General features: G+C 68.1%; 19 protein-coding genes. 14 read left to right on the forward strand and 5 right to left on the reverse strand.

The genetic code is table 11. The features are described 5' to 3' along the window. The first annotated feature begins 1 nt into the window (after position 1). Positions 2-1,171 (forward strand): hypothetical protein, encoded by a 1,170-nt coding sequence (locus ACFYRU_RS25730; protein WP_387663119.1) that lies wholly within the window; start codon positions 2-4, stop codon positions 1,169-1,171. Here ACFYRU_RS25730 and ACFYRU_RS25735 read toward each other — a convergent pair. Next, positions 1,157-1,795: a hypothetical protein gene (locus ACFYRU_RS25735; RefSeq protein WP_387663120.1), complete on the reverse strand. Its 639-nt coding sequence runs from the start codon at positions 1,793-1,795 to the stop codon at positions 1,157-1,159. The two genes, ACFYRU_RS25730 and ACFYRU_RS25735, sit on opposite strands and share 15 nt — an antisense overlap. Positions 1,796-1,858: 63 nt before the next feature. Between ACFYRU_RS25735 and ACFYRU_RS25740 the strand changes: the two genes are divergently transcribed. The 3 genes from ACFYRU_RS25740 (at position 1,859) to ACFYRU_RS25750 (ending at position 4,888) form a co-directional block, all read left to right on the forward strand. Beyond that, a complete protein-coding gene (locus ACFYRU_RS25740; RefSeq protein WP_387663121.1) occupies positions 1,859-2,173 on the forward strand; it encodes a chorismate mutase in 315 nt (104 codons plus the stop codon). 38 nt (positions 2,174-2,211) lie between these two features. Further along, a complete protein-coding gene (locus ACFYRU_RS25745) occupies positions 2,212-3,441 on the forward strand; it encodes an MFS transporter (protein ID WP_387663122.1) in 1,230 nt (409 codons plus the stop codon). Positions 3,442-3,577: 136 nt separating this feature from the next. Further along, positions 3,578-4,888 (forward strand): diguanylate cyclase, encoded by a 1,311-nt coding sequence (locus tag ACFYRU_RS25750; RefSeq protein ID WP_387663123.1) that lies wholly within the window; start codon positions 3,578-3,580, stop codon positions 4,886-4,888. On the opposite strand, the gene ACFYRU_RS25755 is transcribed toward ACFYRU_RS25750, so the two are convergent. From ACFYRU_RS25755 to ACFYRU_RS25765, 3 genes are all read right to left on the reverse strand, one after another. After that, positions 4,854-5,273: a GtrA family protein gene (locus tag ACFYRU_RS25755; RefSeq protein WP_387663124.1), complete on the reverse strand. Its 420-nt coding sequence runs from the start codon at positions 5,271-5,273 to the stop codon at positions 4,854-4,856. The two genes, ACFYRU_RS25750 and ACFYRU_RS25755, sit on opposite strands and share 35 nt — an antisense overlap. A 141-nt stretch (positions 5,274-5,414) precedes the next feature. Next, entirely contained in the window at positions 5,415-5,867 is a 453-nt protein-coding gene (locus tag ACFYRU_RS25760; protein ID WP_387663125.1) for a hypothetical protein, read from the reverse strand. 80 nt (positions 5,868-5,947) lie between these two features. Continuing rightward, complete coding sequence (locus tag ACFYRU_RS25765) at positions 5,948-6,535, reverse strand: hypothetical protein (protein ID WP_387663126.1); 588 nt, start codon at positions 6,533-6,535, stop codon at positions 5,948-5,950. 245 nt (positions 6,536-6,780) lie between these two features. Between ACFYRU_RS25765 and ACFYRU_RS25770 the strand changes: the two genes are divergently transcribed. The 8 genes from ACFYRU_RS25770 (at position 6,781) to ACFYRU_RS25805 (ending at position 14,972) form a co-directional block, all read left to right on the forward strand. Further along, a complete protein-coding gene (locus tag ACFYRU_RS25770; protein ID WP_387663127.1) occupies positions 6,781-7,608 on the forward strand; it encodes a hypothetical protein in 828 nt (275 codons plus the stop codon). 175 nt (positions 7,609-7,783) lie between these two features. After that, complete coding sequence (locus ACFYRU_RS25775; protein ID WP_387663128.1) at positions 7,784-9,397, forward strand: sugar ABC transporter substrate-binding protein; 1,614 nt, start codon at positions 7,784-7,786, stop codon at positions 9,395-9,397. Beyond that, entirely contained in the window at positions 9,397-10,356 is a 960-nt protein-coding gene (locus ACFYRU_RS25780) for an ABC transporter permease (protein WP_387663129.1), read from the forward strand. Before ACFYRU_RS25775 ends, ACFYRU_RS25780 begins: the two co-directional genes overlap by 1 nt. Further along, on the forward strand, positions 10,353-11,228 hold the full coding sequence (locus ACFYRU_RS25785) for a carbohydrate ABC transporter permease (protein WP_387663130.1): 876 nt from the start codon (positions 10,353-10,355) through the stop codon (positions 11,226-11,228). The genes ACFYRU_RS25780 and ACFYRU_RS25785 overlap by 4 nt, the downstream gene beginning before the upstream one ends. 16 nt (positions 11,229-11,244) lie before the next feature. Then, on the forward strand, positions 11,245-12,234 hold the full coding sequence (locus ACFYRU_RS25790; protein WP_387663131.1) for a LacI family DNA-binding transcriptional regulator: 990 nt from the start codon (positions 11,245-11,247) through the stop codon (positions 12,232-12,234). Beyond that, positions 12,231-13,703 carry an arylsulfatase gene (locus ACFYRU_RS25795; protein ID WP_387663132.1) on the forward strand — a complete coding sequence of 491 codons (1,473 nt, stop codon included), beginning with the start codon at positions 12,231-12,233 and terminating at the stop codon, positions 13,701-13,703. Before ACFYRU_RS25790 ends, ACFYRU_RS25795 begins: the two co-directional genes overlap by 4 nt. After that, the gene (locus ACFYRU_RS25800; protein ID WP_387663133.1) at positions 13,684-14,433 is read left to right on the forward strand and encodes a phosphotransferase; all 750 of its coding nucleotides are present in this window, start codon (positions 13,684-13,686) and stop codon (positions 14,431-14,433) included. The genes ACFYRU_RS25795 and ACFYRU_RS25800 overlap by 20 nt, the downstream gene beginning before the upstream one ends. Positions 14,434-14,435: 2 nt before the next feature. Next, entirely contained in the window at positions 14,436-14,972 is a 537-nt protein-coding gene (locus ACFYRU_RS25805; RefSeq protein ID WP_387663134.1) for an MOSC domain-containing protein, read from the forward strand. A 503-nt stretch (positions 14,973-15,475) separates the two neighbouring features. Here the strand turns inward: ACFYRU_RS25805 and ACFYRU_RS25810 are convergent. Beyond that, positions 15,476-15,898 (reverse strand): hypothetical protein, encoded by a 423-nt coding sequence (locus ACFYRU_RS25810; RefSeq protein ID WP_387663135.1) that lies wholly within the window; start codon positions 15,896-15,898, stop codon positions 15,476-15,478. A gap of 90 nt (positions 15,899-15,988) precedes the next feature. Between ACFYRU_RS25810 and ACFYRU_RS25815 the strand changes: the two genes are divergently transcribed. Next, positions 15,989-16,780 (forward strand): class I SAM-dependent methyltransferase, encoded by a 792-nt coding sequence (locus tag ACFYRU_RS25815; protein ID WP_387663136.1) that lies wholly within the window; start codon positions 15,989-15,991, stop codon positions 16,778-16,780. Positions 16,781-16,943: 163 nt separating this feature from the next. Next, positions 16,944-18,146, forward strand: a complete 1,203-nt coding sequence (locus ACFYRU_RS25820) for a neutral zinc metallopeptidase (protein ID WP_387663137.1) — start codon at positions 16,944-16,946, stop codon at positions 18,144-18,146. Positions 18,147-18,150 lie beyond the last annotated feature (4 nt).

Raw genomic sequence — 18,150 nt, forward strand, 5'->3', positions numbered from 1 at the left:
TGTGGGTGACGAGGAGTTCGTCGAGTTCGGTGGGCCGCGGTGGCCGCGCTGGGGGCGGGTCGGCGGGCTGGTGCTGGTGGGGCTTGCGGCTCTGGTGCTAGTGGCTGTTCGGGTCTGGCCGGGGCAGGATTCAACGCAGGCTGTCGTAGCTCCGTGGCCGTCGGCGCAGGGGGCCTGTGCATCGGTGCATGACCTGGCGATCGTGTCGAGCACGCCGCCGAAAGAGCGCACCGGGCTTCGAGTACTCCTGGGTGGGGACCGTGTTCGTACGGTCGACTTCGACGGCGGTCCGGTCGCAACCGTCGGCGCGCTGCGGCCGGGCGAGTTCGGCGACGTCCTGGGGAACGGCTTGGTTGTGACGAGGACCTGTGCGCTGGGAGGATCCCGGATCCTGCGCCTCGGTGACGGCGAGAAGCTCAGTGTTCTCGGTTCGTTGGAGAGCTTGCTGGCCGGCCCCGGTGGTGTGTGGGTGGTGACGTTCCCTCCTGACACCGATCACGGTGACGGCTTCGTCAGGCCATTGGATTCGGATCGTTGGACGCGCCTGCCCGTCGGCTTCACGCCGTACGCGGTCAGCGGTGACGAGCTGGTCGGGCTGCTGGATCCGAGCCAGTCGGGGCCGCCGAGCCGCTTGGTGATCGTCAGCGCGACCACCGGCCGTAAGCTCGCCGATCTCGGACAGGACGCGCAGCCGGTCGCGACCGGGATCGGCCAGATCGTCTGGACAACGGGCTGCGACCCGAGCGGCGGCGGTCCGTGCGATCTCCACCGTCGCCGGCTGCGCACGGGTTCGACGAGCACGTACCGCGTGCCCCGCCCGGTGTGCTGTTCGGGCGTCGTCAGCCCCGACGGAAAGCTGGTCGCGTTCCTGCTCGAGCGGTCCACGGACGACCCCAGGTACGCCGGTCACCCGATGCGGCCGAGCGACATCGCTGTTCTGCAGCTCGACACCGGCCGGCTCGAGATCGTGCCAGGGATCGAACTACCCGCGAAAAGCTCCCCTGGACTGGCGTTCTCGGCCGACGGGCGGTGGTTGGCGATCGCCCTCGACGCAGGCCCGCGCATCCGGCTGCTGGCGTGGCGGCCCGGCCTCCAACTCCCGTACGAAACCGGCCCGATCCCCGGCCAGGTCCTGAGGAACGCAACCGTCGCCGTACTAGCTGGACGGTAAAGGCCCCGAGAGCTCGTCGGAGCCCAACTCCCGCCGGATCGTCGCAACAAGTCGCTCGTACGCCAACTGCCGCCCGCTCTCGTCGCTACGCTCGAAGTCCTCGAGGGCTCGCCGCACAGCATCCGAAGCAATTGCCAGCGCGCGACCGTACTCGCTACCGGAGTCGTAGACGTCGTCCCGGCGCGTCAACTGCCGGTGCGCCCACGCGATCAGGTCGCCGTAGTGGTTGCGGCGCTCGTTGCCGAGGCTGAACGCCTTGCTGAACTCGAGCGTCGAGTCCTGCCGCTCCTGCTCGAGCCGCCGCTGGTTCTCGAACCGCTCGACCTCGAGCTGGCGAGCCTCCTGCGCGGCCTCCGCAGCCACCAGCCGCGACGCCTCCAGCGACTCCCGCGCCTGCTGCCGCTGCTCCGCGGCGGATTCCCGCGCCTGCTGTTTCTGCGCCCGGAACCCGATCAACGCGACGACGACGGCAGCGGCGGCCGAGATCACTCCACCGACCGCGTCGAACCACTGCCGAACGTCGTCCTCGGTCGCCGGCGTGGCGACCGTGATGACGACGACCACTCCGCTCAGAACTCCCAGCACCACGAGAGTCAGCCCCAGGACCTCGAATCCCCTCCGCATCCCACCAGGCTAGAAGAACCGGAGGCCGATCGCTGGACGCCGGCTCGGCCTATGCTGGCCGGCATGATCACGAGTGGGGAAGATGTTCGGGCCGAGCTCGAGCGGCTGCGGGGGAGCATCGACAACATCGACGCGGCGATCGTGTACATCCTGGCGGAGCGGTTCAAGTACACCCAGCAGGTCGGGCGGCTGAAGGCCGAGCACGTGCTGCCGCCGGCCGACGCCGAGCGGGAGGCGAACCAGATCGCGCGGCTGCGGCGGCTGGCCGAGGACGCGAAGCTCGATCCGGCGTTCGCGGAGAAGCTGCTCGGGTTCATCATCAGCGAGGTCATCCGCCACCACGAGCAGATCGCCGCCGACACCGCCAACGGCAACTAGAACGGGCGGCCGCGGGGGATGGTCGGTAGCGTGGGCGGGTGACCCGCCCCGGTGATGCATCGTCCACAGATCCTGCGACCTACGGAGAAGTCTTCGCCGTAGCGGAGTTCAGGTGGCTCTGGTTCGCTCAGTTGGGCTCGGTGGCCGGGGATCAGCTGGCGCGGGTCGCGCTCGCGGTGCTGGTCTTCGACCGGACCGGCTCGGCCGGGTTGTCCGCGGTCACGTACGCCCTGACGTTCCTGCCCGACATCGTCGGCGGACCGTTGCTGGCAGGGCTGGCGGATCGGTACCCACGGCGTCGGCTGATGATCCTGTGCGACATCGGACGGGCCGTACTGGTCGCAGCGATGGCTGTGCCCGGAGCGTCGTTGTGGGTTCTGTGCGTGCTGCTGATCGCCGTGCAGCTGCTGGCCTCCCCGTTCCAGTCGGCGCGGGCCGCGCTGCTGCCTGCGATTCTCACCGGCGACAAGTTCGTCCTGGCGAGCTCGGTCTCGAACATCACCGCCCAGGCGGCGCAGCTGGCCGGGTTCGTCACCGGCGGCACGTTGGTGGCGGCCTTCGGCGCCGGGAACGCCTTGCTCGTGGACGCGGCGACGTTCGCGTTGTCGGCATTGCTGCTCCAGTTCGGCGTCCAGGAGCGCCCGCTGCCCGCGGTGAGCGAGGCGCGCAAGGGTTGGTGGGCCTCGCTGTCGACTGGTGCGCAGCTGGTCTGGAGCGATCGGAAGCTGCGGTACCTGGTCGCGTTCGCCTGTGTGGCAGGGTTCTACGTGAGTATCGAAGGACTCGCCGCGCCGTACGCCGCATCCGTCGGCGGCGGACCCGCCGCGGTCGGGATCCTGCTGGCGGCGAACCCGGCCGGGCAGATGGTCGGGATGATGCTGCTGACCCGTGCGGCACCGGAGCGGCGGCTCACGTTGATGGGTCCGCTGGCCATCGGCTCGTGTGCCCCACTGATCGGCTGCATCGTGCAGCCCGGGTTGTGGGTGACTGTCGGGTTGTGGGTGCTGTCGGGGCTGTGCGCGTCGTACCAGCTGGCTGCGAGCGCGGCGTTCGTACTGAACGTGCCGGACGCGCAGCGCGGGCAGGCGTTCGGCCTGGCCCGCACTGCGCTGATCGTTTCCCAGGGAATAGGTGTCCTGGCCGCCGGGGCCGCGGCGGATCGATGGGCGCCCGCCTTCGTGGTGGCAGCGGCCGGCATCTTCGGCGTTCTGGTAGCGGCGGGAGCGGCGTACGGATATGTGCACGCGACGCGGCAGCCCGCCGGGTGATGGTCACCAGTCGTTGTTCTGCATGGAGGGCGGCCTCCTCTCGCGAATCTGAGGCAGTGACAGGGGTGGCCGTGACATTGCGTGAATGTGGCGGCTACTCTGTGACAAGGACCGACTGTGAGGCGGGGGTCTTGTCATGAGTATCAGGCATCGGCTGGCACAACGTCGCCTGCGCCGGCGCAACGATGATGCCTGGATCCCGTCTCGCTGGGCGCTCTGGAAGCAGCCGCGGATCGTGCTCGGGTACGTGCTGGGCGTCGAGTTCCTGACCGCGATCGTGGTCGTGTCGACGTTCGGCCTGGTCTCGGTGACCGCGAGTGACTGGATCCGGTTCGGTGTGCTGCTGGCCGGATCGGCGATCCACCTGGAGGCCGCGCGCGACATCGAGCGGCTCCGCAAGGTCGGCGCCGAAGGCATCCCGTACGTGAACCTCAAGGGGATGTGGACGTTCGCCGGTGTCCTGCTGCTGCCGCCTCCGATGGCGGTCGCGCTGATCTTCTGTACGTACCTGCATTCCTGGCTGCGGGTGCGGCGGGTTCCGCCGTTCCGGTCCGTGTTCACCGCGACGACCCTGGTGCTGGCCGGTGCCGCGGCTGCCGTCGTACTGGCCGCCATCCGTCCTGGTGTCTATCCGGGCTACCCATCCGGCCCGCTGGGGCTCATCGCGGTGGTCGCGGCCGGATTGGCGTACTGGTTCGTGAACTACGCGCTGATCGTGGGCGCGATCATGCTGTCCAACCCGGACGCGCCCGGCCGGAACGCGGTCGGCCGGCTGTCCGATCAGCTCATCGTCGCCGGCTCGCTGGGGCTCGGCGTCGCCACCGCCGCGCTGCTGCTCAGCCAACCGTGGGCCGTCGCCGTACTGCTGCTGACCATCCTGGGGCTGCACCGGGCGCTGCTGGTCGACCAGTTCCAGACCGAGTCGCGGACGGATCCGAAGACAGGCCTGGCGAACGCGCGGTTCTGGCACGAGATCGCCCGCCGCGAGTTCGCCGGCGCGGAGCGGACGAACTCGCCGCTCGGCGTGCTGTACCTCGACCTCGACCACTTCAAGACCGTCAACGACACGTACGGGCACCTGGCCGGCGACGAAGCGCTCAAGGCCGTCGCCGACCAACTGCGCCACGAGGTCCGCGACGACGACCTCGTCGGGCGGCTCGGCGGCGAGGAGTTCGCGATCCTGCTGCCGCAGACTTCGGCCGACGACACCGCCCTGGCCGCGGAGCGCATCCGCCTTCGGGTGGCCGCGCTCGCGATCACCATCACTACCCCCGGCGGCCCGGTGGTCTGCGACAGCCTCACGTGTTCGATCGGCGCCGCGACGTATCCGCACTCCGGCAGCACCCTCGACGAGCTTCAGATCGCAGCCGACCTGGCGATGTACCAGGCCAAGGACACCGGCCGGAACCGGGTCATCTCGGCGCCCGCGGGCGAGACGGAGTCCTGAACACGAGCCAGCGCAGGGCGCAGTACATGAACACGCCTTCGCTGAGGCCGGCGACGATCCGCGCCAGGTGGTACTCGACGCCGAGCGCCGACAAGCCGGTGCCGAGGCCGAGGATCAGTACGAGATAGTTGACCACGACAACGACCACGTACTTCGCGAACTGCGGCCCGACCGGTGCGTGTGAACGGAAGTTGAACGCCCGGTTGAGAACGTAGCTCAAGGCAAACGCCGTGCTGTACGCGATCGTGATCGCCAGCCACAACGGCAACTGCACCCACGACCGCAGCACGGTCAACAACGCGAGATCGACGCAGAACGTGAACCCGTTGATCAGCGCGAACCCGACGAGACTGGCCGGCACGTTCCCCGGCAGTCGCCGAACCACAACACCGGTAAAACCCGCAAAACGCTCGCTGACGGACCTACCCGCCACGTCGGTCGTCGTCGCCACCCCAACAGTGTCCCGACCCACCCAAACCTCACCCCGACCGGGTGCCCGGTTGCGCGGCGGTCGGTGTTGGCGGCGTCAGTCGATCGAGGTGATCCGGTGGTCGGTGGCGTCGAAGGTGAAGGTGTCTCCGGCGTGCAGGCCCTTGATCGCGTCGTACAGCGGGGAGTCCGTGGTCATTCCCTCGTACGTCACGCCGTCGCTCTCGAACGGCGAGCTGATCACGCCGACGACGTAGTGGTTGTCGTCGAGTACGACGATCGCGCCGGGCCGGACCTCGTCCGCCGGGCCGAAGTCGAGCTGCTCGGCCGTCGCGACGGTGCTGTGTTCGCGCTCCTCGACGTGTTCGAACAGGCCGCCGAGATCGCCGGCCTCGTCGGACTGGGACCGCTCGTCGACCGAGACGACGGTGTCCGGATCGAGCCGGGCGGCCGAGTCCTCACGGCCGACCGCGGCGCCGGTCGAGCGCAGATGTGCCTCGAGATGCGCCAGCAGAGCATCCTTGACCCGCAACTTCGCCTTGCTGTCCATCACGCAACCTCTCGTCGACGTCGGCCGGACCCGTACCAGTGTCGCGCACGACGCGTCCGGCCGACGACGCCACCCGGCGGTCAGCCGGCGAGGGTCAGGGAGACGGTGGCCTTGTTGAGGGTGGTGCCGAGGAGTTTGCTGTCCTTCGGGGAACCTGCCGTCGAGAACTCGACGTCGGCGGCGTTCCGGCCGGACCAGCCGACGTACCGGGTGGCGACCCAGCGGGTCGTGCTGCCGCTGCGGTACGTGTAGACGACGGTGCTCGCGCGCAGCGGACCCTGTCCGGTGGTCGACTTCATGGTCACGGTCGACGTACCGACGATGTGCAGGCCGCGCGTGTTCTTCAGCGACTTGATCTTCTGGTTCAGCGCGGTGATCGTGCCCAGGTTCGGGTTGTACGCCGTGTTGATCCGGATCATCCGGTTGTGCGCACTGTCGTCGAACCGCGCGTGCCAGATCGACAGCTGGACGGCCTTCCAGGTCGCCGGCAGGACGGCGCTCGCGTGGTAGCCCTCGCTGGAGTGGTTGAAGTACCGCAGCTTGTACGTCACGGTCGCGCTGTTGCTGGCTGCAACGGACTGCGTCGCCGCGTGGCTCGGCAGCGCGCCGCCGAGTAAGAGTGCACCCGCACCGGCCAGCGCTGCGACACCGGTAACGAACCGCTTCATCATGTGTTTCCCCCAGGATTCTGTGCGGCTCCTTGTTGAGCGGCACAACCAGTGAGACACCGTGAAGGGGTGAAAGGTTGGGCACGAATTCCAGGTTGTTGACCACTGACAGTGCTGACTACATACTGCTTTCACCGCCAGTCGGCGGGCTGTGGGGGCAGCTGGGGATTCATGCCAGATTCATGGGGAACTTTCATGGGGAACAAGGGGGGCACGCTATGCATGCCTGGAAGTTGATTCGCGCTGTGCTGATCACGGGAATCATCGGGACGTCGCTGGCGGTGCCGGCGGTCGCGTCGGCGGACGACCCGCCGACCAGCACGGTGGTCGTCAGCCAGACGACTCTGAGTCCAGGGGACACCTTCACCGTCACCCAGACGGTCTACAACAACCAGGCCTTCACCGCTGTGGCCGGCAAGGCGACGCTGTACGTCCCGGGGGCAAATCTGCCCGACTGGCTCGAGATCGTCAGTTGCCCTGAGGCAACGGCGGGTTGCGGGGTCTACAACGGCGAGGAGTTCCGTGCCGGGTTCGGCGACGTCGGGCCGGGCGAGAGCCGGACGGTGACGTGGACGTTGCGGGTGAAGGACAATGCGCCGCTGGGGTCGTTCGTCCTGTGGCACGTGTTCCTCGGCGACAACTACGGATACCCGGCGTACGCAGGCCCGACCCTGACGGTCGTGCCGCTGGCGGCCGACGTCGCGGTGTCGCTGACCGCGTCGGTCAAGACGCTGGTGACCGCGCGGATCACGTACACGATCACGGTCAAGAACAACGGGCCGCGCGACGCGTCCGGGATCCGGGTCGTCGGCACCTATCCGGCCGGGCTGGTCTGGGCGGGTTCGACCTGTGCGCGGGTCGGTACGACGCGATCGGTCAACTGCGACATCGCGTCGCTGGCGGTCGGCGCGAGTACGACCCGCACGCTGACGGTGGACACCACGCTGCTCACGGTCGGCTCGCTGACCGCGACCGCGCAGCGGACGGCGAGCTCGCCGGACGACCCGGTGGCGTCGAACGACAAGGCCAGCCGCACCTGCACGGCGCTGACCGGGCTGGTCGTGCGCTGCTGATCACCACCTGACACACCAACTGAATCACCGAAGACGGCCGGCGGCCGCGGGTTCTCGAGTCCCCGCGGCCGCCGGCTTCTGTTTGTGTCTTGCGTTGAGGGGTGGCAGAGGTTTACGGTCCGGGTTAACGTTTAAGTGAGTGTTAGTGAGCACTTCTTCGAAACTTGGAGCAACTATGATCAGTCGGCGGCGGTTTCTGCAGGTGACCGGGGCAGCCATCGGCGCCTCGACGCTGGCGGCCTGCGGGGACGGTGGAGCCTCGGGCGGGGGTGCGAAGGCGTCGAGCGAGCTCAAGCTGCCGACGTACAAACCGTTCGAAGGCCTGCACCCGGATCTCCCCGGGGCCGAGTCGGGCCTGGAGCCCGGGTTCCTGAAGTTCCCGGCGGACGCGGTGTCGAGCGTGAAGGCGCCGCCGCTGAAGAACGCGGTGACCGCGCTCACCGAGACGTTCGCGACCCCGCCGCCACCGATGGGCAGCAACCCGATGTGGCAGGCCCTGAACCAGGCGCTCGGCGCGGACCTGAAGCTGACCATCACCGACCCGGGCTACCCGGAGAAGTTCGCCACGCTGCTCGCCAGCGACTCGCTGCCGGACCTGATGTGGCTGCCGCCGAACCAGGGCATCCCGAACATCGGCCCGATGCTCGAGGCGAAGTTCCAGGACCTGACCAAGTACCTGTCCGGCGACGCCGTCCTGGAGTACCCGAACCTGGCCGCGCTGAAGCCGGCGTCCTGGCGGACGGCCGTTGTCAACGGCAAGATCTGGGGCGCGCCGATCCCGTCCACGCCGTTCGGCCAGGTGATGATGGGCAACCCGAAGACCTGGCAGAAGGTGGGCGGGCTGCAGTGCTCGACGGCCGACGAGTTCTTTGCCAAGTGCAAGGAGCTGACCAACGGTACGAACTACGCGCTCGAGCCGGCCATCATCAACATGCTGCACATGTTCGGCGAGTGGTTCGGCGCCCCGAACTCGTGGCGGGTGAACCAGGACCGGTCGCTGACCCACCTGTACGAGACCGACAACTACAAGGCCGCCGTCGAGTACGCCGCCAAGCTCTGGGCCGCGAAGGTGTTCTACCCGGACCTCAACCTGGCCGACGCGACGCCGAAGACCGTGAACGGGCAGATCGCCGCGCAGGTCGTGGTCGGCCCGCGGGCGACCGCCGACTTCCGCAACCTCGACCCGACGCTGTTCGTGGACACGATGATCCCGTTCGGCCACGACGGCAAGGCGAAGCCGACGTACGACATGGGCTACGGCACGGTCGGGTTCACGCCGTTCAAGAAGACCGACGAGGGCCGGATCCGCGAGCTGCTGGCGCTGATGGACTACCTGTCGGCGCCGTTCGGCACCAAGGAGTACCTGATCAAGAACTTCGGCGTCGAGGGCCAGCAGTACACGCTGGACGCGCAGAAGAACCCGGTGCTGACCAAGGCCGGCAACCAGCAGGCGCCCGGTCTGGTCAGCGCGCTGCAGATCATGAACTCGCCGGAGAGCGTGATCTTCAACCCCGCGTTCCCTTCCGACACGCAGAAGATCTACGAGACCGAGCAGAAGCTCCTGAAGTACGCGATGCGCAACCCGACCGCGGGCACGTACTCGGACACGTCGAGCAAGGTCGGCCCGAAGCTGACGTCGGCGTTCCGGGACACGATCGTCGACATCGTCACCGGCCGGCAGAAGATGGACGCGTACGACGCGGCGCTGAAGCGCTGGAAGTCCGGCGGCGGTGACAAGATGCGCGACGAGTTCGCCGCCGTACTGCCTGCCAGCGTGCCGGTGTCCTGATGCTGAAGCAGAACTCGTCGAAGCGGCAGGCCAGGAACGGCCTGCCGCTGAAGGCGAAGTGGGCCCGGGACTGGCAGATGGTGCTGCTGATGATCCCCGGTGTGCTGTTCCTGCTGGTGTTCTTCTACCTGCCGGTGATCGGCAACGTGGTCGCGTTCCAGGACTTCCAGCCGTACCTCGGGATCATGCACAGCGAGTGGAACGGCCTGCAGAACTTCGTCAACCTCTACGACAACCCGGACTTCTGGGACGCGCTGCGGAACACGCTGCTGCTGGCCGGCGTGCAGTTGCTGCTGTTCTTCCCGGTACCGATCGGGCTCGCGCTGATCGTCGACTCGCTGGTCAGCAACCGTTTCCGGAAATGGTTCCAGACGATCGCCTACCTGCCGCACTTCCTGTCCTGGGTGCTGGTCGTGACGCTGTTCCAGCAGTCGCTGGGCGGGGCCGGGTTCGTGAACAACCTGCTCCGGCAGGCCGGCCTGTCTGCGATCCCGTTCATGACCAACCCGGACACCTTCCCGCTGCTGGTCGTCGCGCAGCTGATCTGGAAGGACGCCGGCTGGGCGATGATCATCTTCCTCGCGGCGCTGACCACTATCGACGTCTCGCTGTACGAGGCGGCCGCGGCGGACGGTGCCGGGCGCTGGCGGCGGATGTGGCACATCACGCTGCCGTCGCTGCGGACCGTCATCGTGCTGCTGCTGATCCTGCGGATCGGCGACATCCTCAGCGTCGGGTTCGAGCAGTTCATCCTGCAACGCGACTCGGTCGGCCCGGGCGCCGCCGAAGTACTGGACACGTTCACGTACTACGCGGGTGTGGTCGGTGGTGACTGGAGCAGCGGCGCCGCGGCCGGTCTCGCCAAGGGTGTCGTCGGAGCACTCCTCTTGTGGGGCGCGAACTCCCTGGCGCACCGCCTCGGCGAACCCGGGATCTTCCAGAAACGAGGGGCGTCATGAGACCTGTCTGGAAGGAGAACCCATCTCCTGGGTACCAGGCAATCAAAGCAGTCATCTTGGGCGGCTTTGCGCTCGTCATCGTCATCCCGATCCTCGTCGTGATCTCGACGTCGCTGGCCAGCGATCGCGACATCATCAACGCGGGCGGGTATGTGTTGTGGCCGTCGCACCCGACCTTCAAGGCGTACCAGACGCTCTTCTCCGGCGGGCTGATGGGCCGGGCGATTCTCGTCAGCGTGTTCGTCACGGTCGTCGGTACGGCGATCGCGCTGGCGGTGACGATCGCGCTCGCGTACGCGACCTCGCGACCCGTGCTGTTCGGGCGGCCGGTGTTGTTGATGGTGCTGTTCACGTTGCTGTTCGCGCCCGGCATCATCCCGATGTTCCTGGTGGTGAAGCAGCTCGGGTTGCTGGACAGCCTGTGGTCGCTGATCCTGCCGGGCGCACTCGGAGCGTTCAACTTCGTTGTCCTGCGGACGTTCTTCATGAACGTGCCGGGTGAGCTGCTGGAAAGCGCGCGGATCGACGGCGCCAGCGACTTCACCATCCTGCGCCGGATCGTCATGCCGCTGTCGAAGGCGGTGATCGCGGTCGTCGGGCTGTTCTACGCGGTCGGGTTCTGGAACGCGTTCTTCAACGCGCTGCTGTACCTGAACGACACGTCGAAGTGGCCGGTGCAGGTGATCCTGCGGACGTACGTCCTGCAGGGCAAATCGCTGTCCGCGGACCAGCTCGGCGTGCACCCGCCGCCACAGCCGCAGTCCCTCCAGATGGCGGTCGTGGTCGTCGCCCTGGTACCGATCGCAATGGTCTACCCGTTCCTCCAACGCCACTTCACCAAGGGCGTCATCACGGGTGCGGTCAAGGGCTAGGGCATAAGCTCGGTTCATGTCCTCACCTTTGGCCGAACGGCCGACGCTGCGGATGGTGGCGAAGGAGGCCGGTGTCTCGGTCGCGACCGTGTCCTATGTGCTCTCCGGACGGCACCGCAGCCACACGATCAAGGACTCGACCGCGGACCGGGTCCGCGAGGCCGCGTCGCGCCTGGGTTACCGACGCAACGACGCGGCCCGCGCGATCCGGACCGGGAAGTCGGATCTGGTCCTGCTGTCGCTGACCGTGCTGGCGGACCCGTGGTCGCAGGCGGTCGCGGCGACGGTCAGTACGGCGGTGACCCCGCTCGGCAAGACCGCGCTGATCGTGGCCGACGGCGACTGGCGGACCGTGCTGTCGAACCGGACGCCGGACGTGATCTTCATCGACAGCATCCCGGACCCTTCGCAGGCCGAGGAGCTCGCCGCGTTCGCCGCACAGGGCGTACAGATCGTCGTGTTCAGCGAAACCCTGGAGCCACAGGGCTTCGACGTGATCCGCTCCGGCGCCGAGCCGCGCTGCCACCTCGCCGTGGAGCACCTGCTCGAACACCACGACCGGGTCGGCGCGCTCACCTCCCGGACGACGGGGTTCGCCCGCTTCGACGCGTACGTCAACACGCTCCGCGCGGCCGGCAAGCCGATCGACAGCGATCAGGTCGAGGTGTTCGAGCAGCACCCGGAGGGCGCGTACCGGGCCGCGATGGCGTTGCTGTCCAAGCCCGACCGGCCGACCGCGCTGTACTGCACGACCGACTTCGCCGCGATCGCCGCGGTCCGGGCGGCGCACCGGCTGCGGATCGACGTACCGCGGGACCTCGCGATCGTCGGGGTCGGCAACACGCCCGAGGGCGAGACGCTGGACCCGTCGCTGTCCACCGTCGGACCGGTCGGCTTCAATGAAGCGCTCGCGCGGATCATCGTCGGGCGGTTGACGGATCGCGAGGGCGCTCCGGGCGAAGTGTTCGATTTCCCCTGGCAACTGATCGTCCGGGAGTCTTCTTGAGTCAGCCCAACGTCGTACTGATCTGTGTCGACGAGTGGCGGGGCGACGCGTTGTCGTGCGCCGGTCATCCGTACGTCGAGACGCCGCATCTGGACGAGCTGGCGCGGAACGGGGTGCGGTTCAGCCGCGGGTACTCCGCGACGCCGACGTGCGTGCCGGCCCGGGTCGCGTTGTTCACCGGGCAGTCGCAGGAGCGGCACGGGCGGGTCGGGTACACCGACGGGGTGCCGTTCGACATCGCGCATCCGGTGACGGTGCAGGGCGAGTTCCGGCGGGCCGGGTACCACACGCAGGCGATCGGGAAGATGCACGTGTGGCCGGAGCGGGCGCGGCTCGGGTTCGACGACGTCGTACTGCACGACGGGTTCCTGCACCACTCGCGGCGGGTGCACCGGCAGCAGTTCGGGTTCTTCGACGACTATGTGCCGTGGTTGCGCAGGCAGCCCGGGGTGTCGCCTGACGCGGAGTACTTCGACCATGGTGTGAACTGCAACTCGGTGGTCGCGCGGCCGTGGGACAAGGCGGAGTCGTTGCACCCGACGTCGTGGGTGGGGACTTCTACGATCGACTGGTTGTACCGGCGGGATCCGACGCGGCCGTTCTTCTTGTACCTGTCGTTCCATCGGCCGCATCCGCCGTACGATCCGCCGGCGTGGGCGTTCGACCGGTACGCCTCGTTGCCGCCGTACTCCCAGGTGCTTGGCGACTGGGAGGCGGACTGGGACGAGTTCCGGCGGGACGGGGACTACCAGGCGTCGATCGGGGACCTGCCGGATCACGTAGTGCATCGGGCGCGGGCCGGGTACTACGGGTTGATGGCGCAGATCGACCTGCAGGTCAACCGGATCCGCGAGGCGCTGGTCGACTTCGGGGTGTACGACGACACGATCATCGCGTTCACGTCCGACCACGGCGAGATGATGGGCGACCACCGGATGTTCCGGAAGTCCGTACCGTACGAAGGGTCGGCGCGGGTGCCGTTCATCGTGGCGGATCGTGCTTCGGCCGGTGGTGCTGTTCGTGGTGGCGTGGTTGACCAGGTGGTCGAGTTGCGGGACCTGATGCCGACGTTGCTGGACCTGGCGGGCGTGCCGGTGCCGCCGTCGGTGGACGGGGTGTCGCTGGCGCCGTTCCTGCGGGGGTCGGAAGTACCGGTGCGCGAGTGGTTGCACGGGGAGCATCTGCACTTCGATCAGTCGTTGCAGTGGGTGACCGACGGGAAGATCAAGTACGTGTGGGGTTCGGGGCGCGGCGTGGAGCAGCTGTTCGACCTCGAGGAGGATCCGGGGGAGCTGCACAATCTGGTGGCGGCGCGGCCGGATCTGCGAGATCTTTGGCGTGCGCGGCTGATCCAGGACCTGACCGGCCGCGAGGAAGGTTTCGTCGCCGGCGGCGAGCTGGTGACGGGCCGCCCGGTCACTCCGATCCTCAACCACACCAGGGAAAAACTTGCTCAAGCCATCGGGTGACGGTTGGGTACCGGTCGAGGTCGGCGAGTCCGACACGACGGTCTACCGCCGCGGAGACGTCTATGCCAAATGTTGCGCTCCGTCCGGCGTAGCCGAACTGTCCGCCGAACGCGACCGAATCAGCTGGTTGTCCGGGACTGGCTTGCCCGGAGCAACTGTTGTGGACTGGCTGGAGTCGGTCGAAGGTGGGTGCCTGCTGACTACTGCGGTGCCTGGTGTGGCTGGGGATCTGCTTCCTGCTGGCTCGCATGGGCGGGCGATGCGTAGTCTCGGGCGGGTTCTTCGGGAGTTGCATTCGTTGGAGAACTGTCCGTTCGAGCGGCCTTTGGGGGACGTGATCAGCTCGGCGGCGGACGTCGTACGGCGGGGTGCTGTCAACCCGGACTTCCTGACCGACGAGTGGCGGAAGGTTGCCCCGGAGGAGCTGCTCGCGGAGGTAGTTGCCGAGAGCACCTACGTGGAGAAGGTGCTGGAACCCGTCGTCTGCCACGGCGACGCCTGCCTGCCCAACATCTTCTTCGATCCGGACACCCTGGAGGTGACCGGCCTGATCGACCTCGGACGGCTGGGGATCGCCGACCGGTACGCCGACCTCGCGCTCACCACGATCCAGCTGCACGACGAGTGGTCCGCGGACCCGGCGCCGTTCCTCGAGGCGTACGGCGTACCCGACCCGGACCCGCGCCGCCTGCACTTCTTCCGGCTCCTCGATCCCTTGACCTGGGGCTGAACATGACCGCGGTCGAGATCGTCGCGCTCACCGTATCCAGCCGGCACGCCTTCGAGGGCCGTCCGGACGACGGGCCGCGCCCGGACCCGGAGCCGGTCGCCCGGACAGAGGTCGAGGTACGCGCCGGCCTCGGCATCGTCGGCGACCGGTACTACGGCCAGGCGATCCACCAGAACGCCGCCGTCACCCTCATCGACGAGGCCTCCCTCGACGAAGTGGTCCGCGTACTCGGCCTGCCCGCGCCGCTCGACCCGCACCTGACCCGCCGCAACATCACCCTCCGCGGCTTCCCGATCGACGAACTCGCCGCCCGCCGAACCCCCGACGGCACCCGCGTCCCCGGCCGCCGCTTCACCCTCGGCGGCATCACCTTCCAGGCCAACCGCCCCGCGAACCCGTGCGCCTGGATGGACAAGGTCCTCGCCCCCGGCGCCATGAAAGCCCTCCGCAACCACGGCGGCATCCGCGCCACCCCACTCACCTCAGGCATCCTCCGCCTAGGCCCCACCGACCTCACTCTTGTACCGAAGAACGGGTAGTACCCCCACTTCACCCGCCACCCTCACGCTCCGAGCACCGCCGAAACGCCACCACTACCCGTTCGTCGGTACACCGGCAGCCTCGCGGACATCCCCACCTCGACAGACGATGCCGCGACCAGCTTGTCCGCGAGCAGATACGCACCCGCGATTCCCAGCGAAGCGCCCTGACGGACAGCAACGACACCGCACCACACGCGTCACCCACGAGCACCACCCGCCCCGAACTCCACCGCGGCATCACCACCTGCGCAACCTGGTCCGGACACAACGCCAGCGCCTGCGGCACCACCCACCCCAGGCCCTCGTACGCCGACCTGATCGCGGCCCGGGTAGCTGCCGGTACGCCGGGATCCGCCGTACGCTGCACCGCGAACGACGACGCCGTGTGAAACCCGAGAAACCTGACGTACGACGACCCGAACACCTCCCGTCGTACGGCGGAATGGATGCCGTCGGCACCGCGAGAACAGCCCGGGCACAAGACCCGGGCTGGGCGAGACCTACTTGCGGCCGAACTTCCACCACTTCGGTTTGTTCATCTTGATCTCGTCCGGCTCCATCGGCGGTGGGACCGGTGGCCGCGACTCCTCGGTGAGGAAGTTGCCCGACTCGGTGTCGTACGGGGTGACGCCGAGCTTGCGGCTGATCTCCATCACGATCGGGATCGACCGCGGACCGTCGTTCAGGTAGAACGTGATGTCGCGGACCTCGACACCCTTGCCGATCGTCATCTCGACATCGAAGTCAGCACTCCGCAACGCCAGCCACGAAGGCTTGCTGGTGTCGACGTCCGGCACCACCTCCCGAACCGCCGCCACCACATCGGTCGCCGTCCCCACTGAAGGCGGCTCGTAATCCACCGGCATGTCGTCGAGGCGACGTACGCCTCCTGGTCCGCGCACCGCATACACAGCCCAACTCATACCCCCAGCATGCCAGGCGCACAGAGCTCCCACAGGGTAGCGGGGGGAAAAGGGGGTGTGGGGAGAATTTTGGTGCGGGAGGGTTGGGGGATGGTTGAGCTTGATCCGGTGATTCGGGCGTTCTACAGGGATCGGTATGCCGAGGACGAGCGGCTGGTGGTGCGGGGGCACGGGCGGCTCGAGTTCCTGCGGACGCAGGAGTTGTTGCGGCGGTGGTTGCCGCCTGGGGCCGTCGTGCTGGACGTTGGAGGTGCGACCGGCGTGCATGCGCGCTGGCTGGCGGGTGACGGGCACCAGGTGACGTTGGTGGATCCCGTACCGGAGCATGTCGCGGCGGCCGCCGCGGTCGGAGGTTTCGCGGCCGAGGTCGGCGATGCGCGGGCGTTGCGGCAGGCGGACGCGAGCGTGGACGTGACCTTGTTGCTCGGGCCGCTGTACCACCTGGTCGATCCGGCGGATCGTGCGCTGGCGCTCGCGGAGGCGGTACGAGTGACCCGGCCCGGCGGTGTGGTCGTCGCGGCCGGGATCAGTCGGTACGGCGGGTTGCTCGAGGCGGGCAGCAACGGGGCGTTGACCGACGACAACGTGCACCTGTTCACCGAGGCGTTCGCGTCCGGCGCGATCGACGGGTCGTACGGCTTCACGGTCGCGTACTTCCACCACGCCGACGAGCTGGCCGGCGAACTCACCACCGCCGGCCTGCAGGACGTCGACGTACTCGGCGTCGAAGGCCCGGCCGCGAACATCCTCCAGAACGCCGCGCCGGAGAACATCGACAACCTGCTCCCGTCCGCGGTCCTCTTCGCGCGCCTCGTCGAGTCCGACCCGAATCTCCGCGCCGGAAGCCCGCACTTCCTCGCCTACGGTCGGGTAGCCGGCTGACCGCGTTCCGTGACAGCGGTCGCGAAACGATGTCAATAGCTGCAATCCGGTTCTCCGAATGGCGGTCCAGGCCGTAATATCAGCCGGCGGCCGGCACTGGGGGTGTTCCGGCCATTCTGTTGGGGACCGGCCTTCGTCCGGTACTGGGGAGAAGCGGAAGAACATGGCGGACAAGCCGGCACCGAAGCCTGGTCATTTCCTACCCGGGGGCGACGGTGACCAGGGCGCGGCAGAGGCCGAAACCCGGAATCCAGGTGCCGCGGCACCGTTGGCGGCACCCACACCACGGCTCGGCGGCGACCGGGACGCGGTCCAGCCGCAGCTCGCGGGTAGCCGGCTCGACTCCCGCCGTACGACGCTGTCCGGCACGCGGCTCGGCCCGCCGCCCGCGGAAGACCGGGCGGCCGCGGCGTACCGCGAGGTGTTCCGTCCCGAACCGATCCCGTTCGTACCGAAGAAGCGCTCGAAAGGCCTCGTCGCACTGATCGTCGTCGCCGTACTGCTCGCCGTCGGCGGCGGCGTGACGTTCGTGCTCAAGGTCCTGCCGAAGTTCGACGACTACGTCGCGAACCCGATGGGTACGCCGTCGGTGCGGCCGAGCGACGGAGCGACGGCCACCACCGGCCCGGTCGCGAAGGGCACGCCGGACGCGGACATCGTCGGCAAGAACGCGATCTACAGTGCTGGGAAGCTGCCGGTGGTGAAGTGCCAGGAGCCCGCGTTCCGCCCGACCTCCAAGGAGAACGTGCGCTCGTACTACCAGGCACTGACCGCATGTATGGACAAGGCCTGGGAGCCGATCGTCACCAAGGCCGGGTTCACGTTCCGCTCGCCGCGGCTGATCGTCTTCGACGACGGCGAGGAGACTGCGTGCGGCGTACAGCAGAACCTCGCGCTGTACTGCCAGGACGACCAGGGCGGCAGCGTCACGATGCCGTGGCAGAAGATCGTCGAGAACTACCCGAAGCACAAGGCGGAGACCCGCGCCGAGATGGCGCAGACCTTCAGTTTCGTGTACGGCGTCCATGTGCAGAACCTGACCGGGATGGCCGAGGCCGCCGACAACCTCGCCGACACCGCCGCGAACAAGACCGCCGAACTGGAGGTCCACCGGCGGGCCGCGCTGCAGGCGTCGTGCTTCGGGGCGGTGTTCTTCGGTGCCGCGCAGGCGAGCTTCCCGCTCCGCGGCGAACTGCTCGCGCAGTGGAACGACCTGGTCAAGCGCAGCGGCGACGAGAAGTCCAAGGACAAGACCCGCGACCACGGCTCCACCAAGAGCGTCACGCTGTGGATGAACCAGGGCTTCGCGACAACCAACCCCGGGGCCTGCAACACTTTCGTGGCCGCATCCGCCAAGGTGAGCTGACCCC

Origin of the sequence: Kribbella sp. NPDC004536, from assembly GCF_042873835.1 — a bacterium.
Taxonomy (GTDB): domain Bacteria; phylum Actinomycetota; class Actinomycetes; order Propionibacteriales; family Kribbellaceae; genus Kribbella.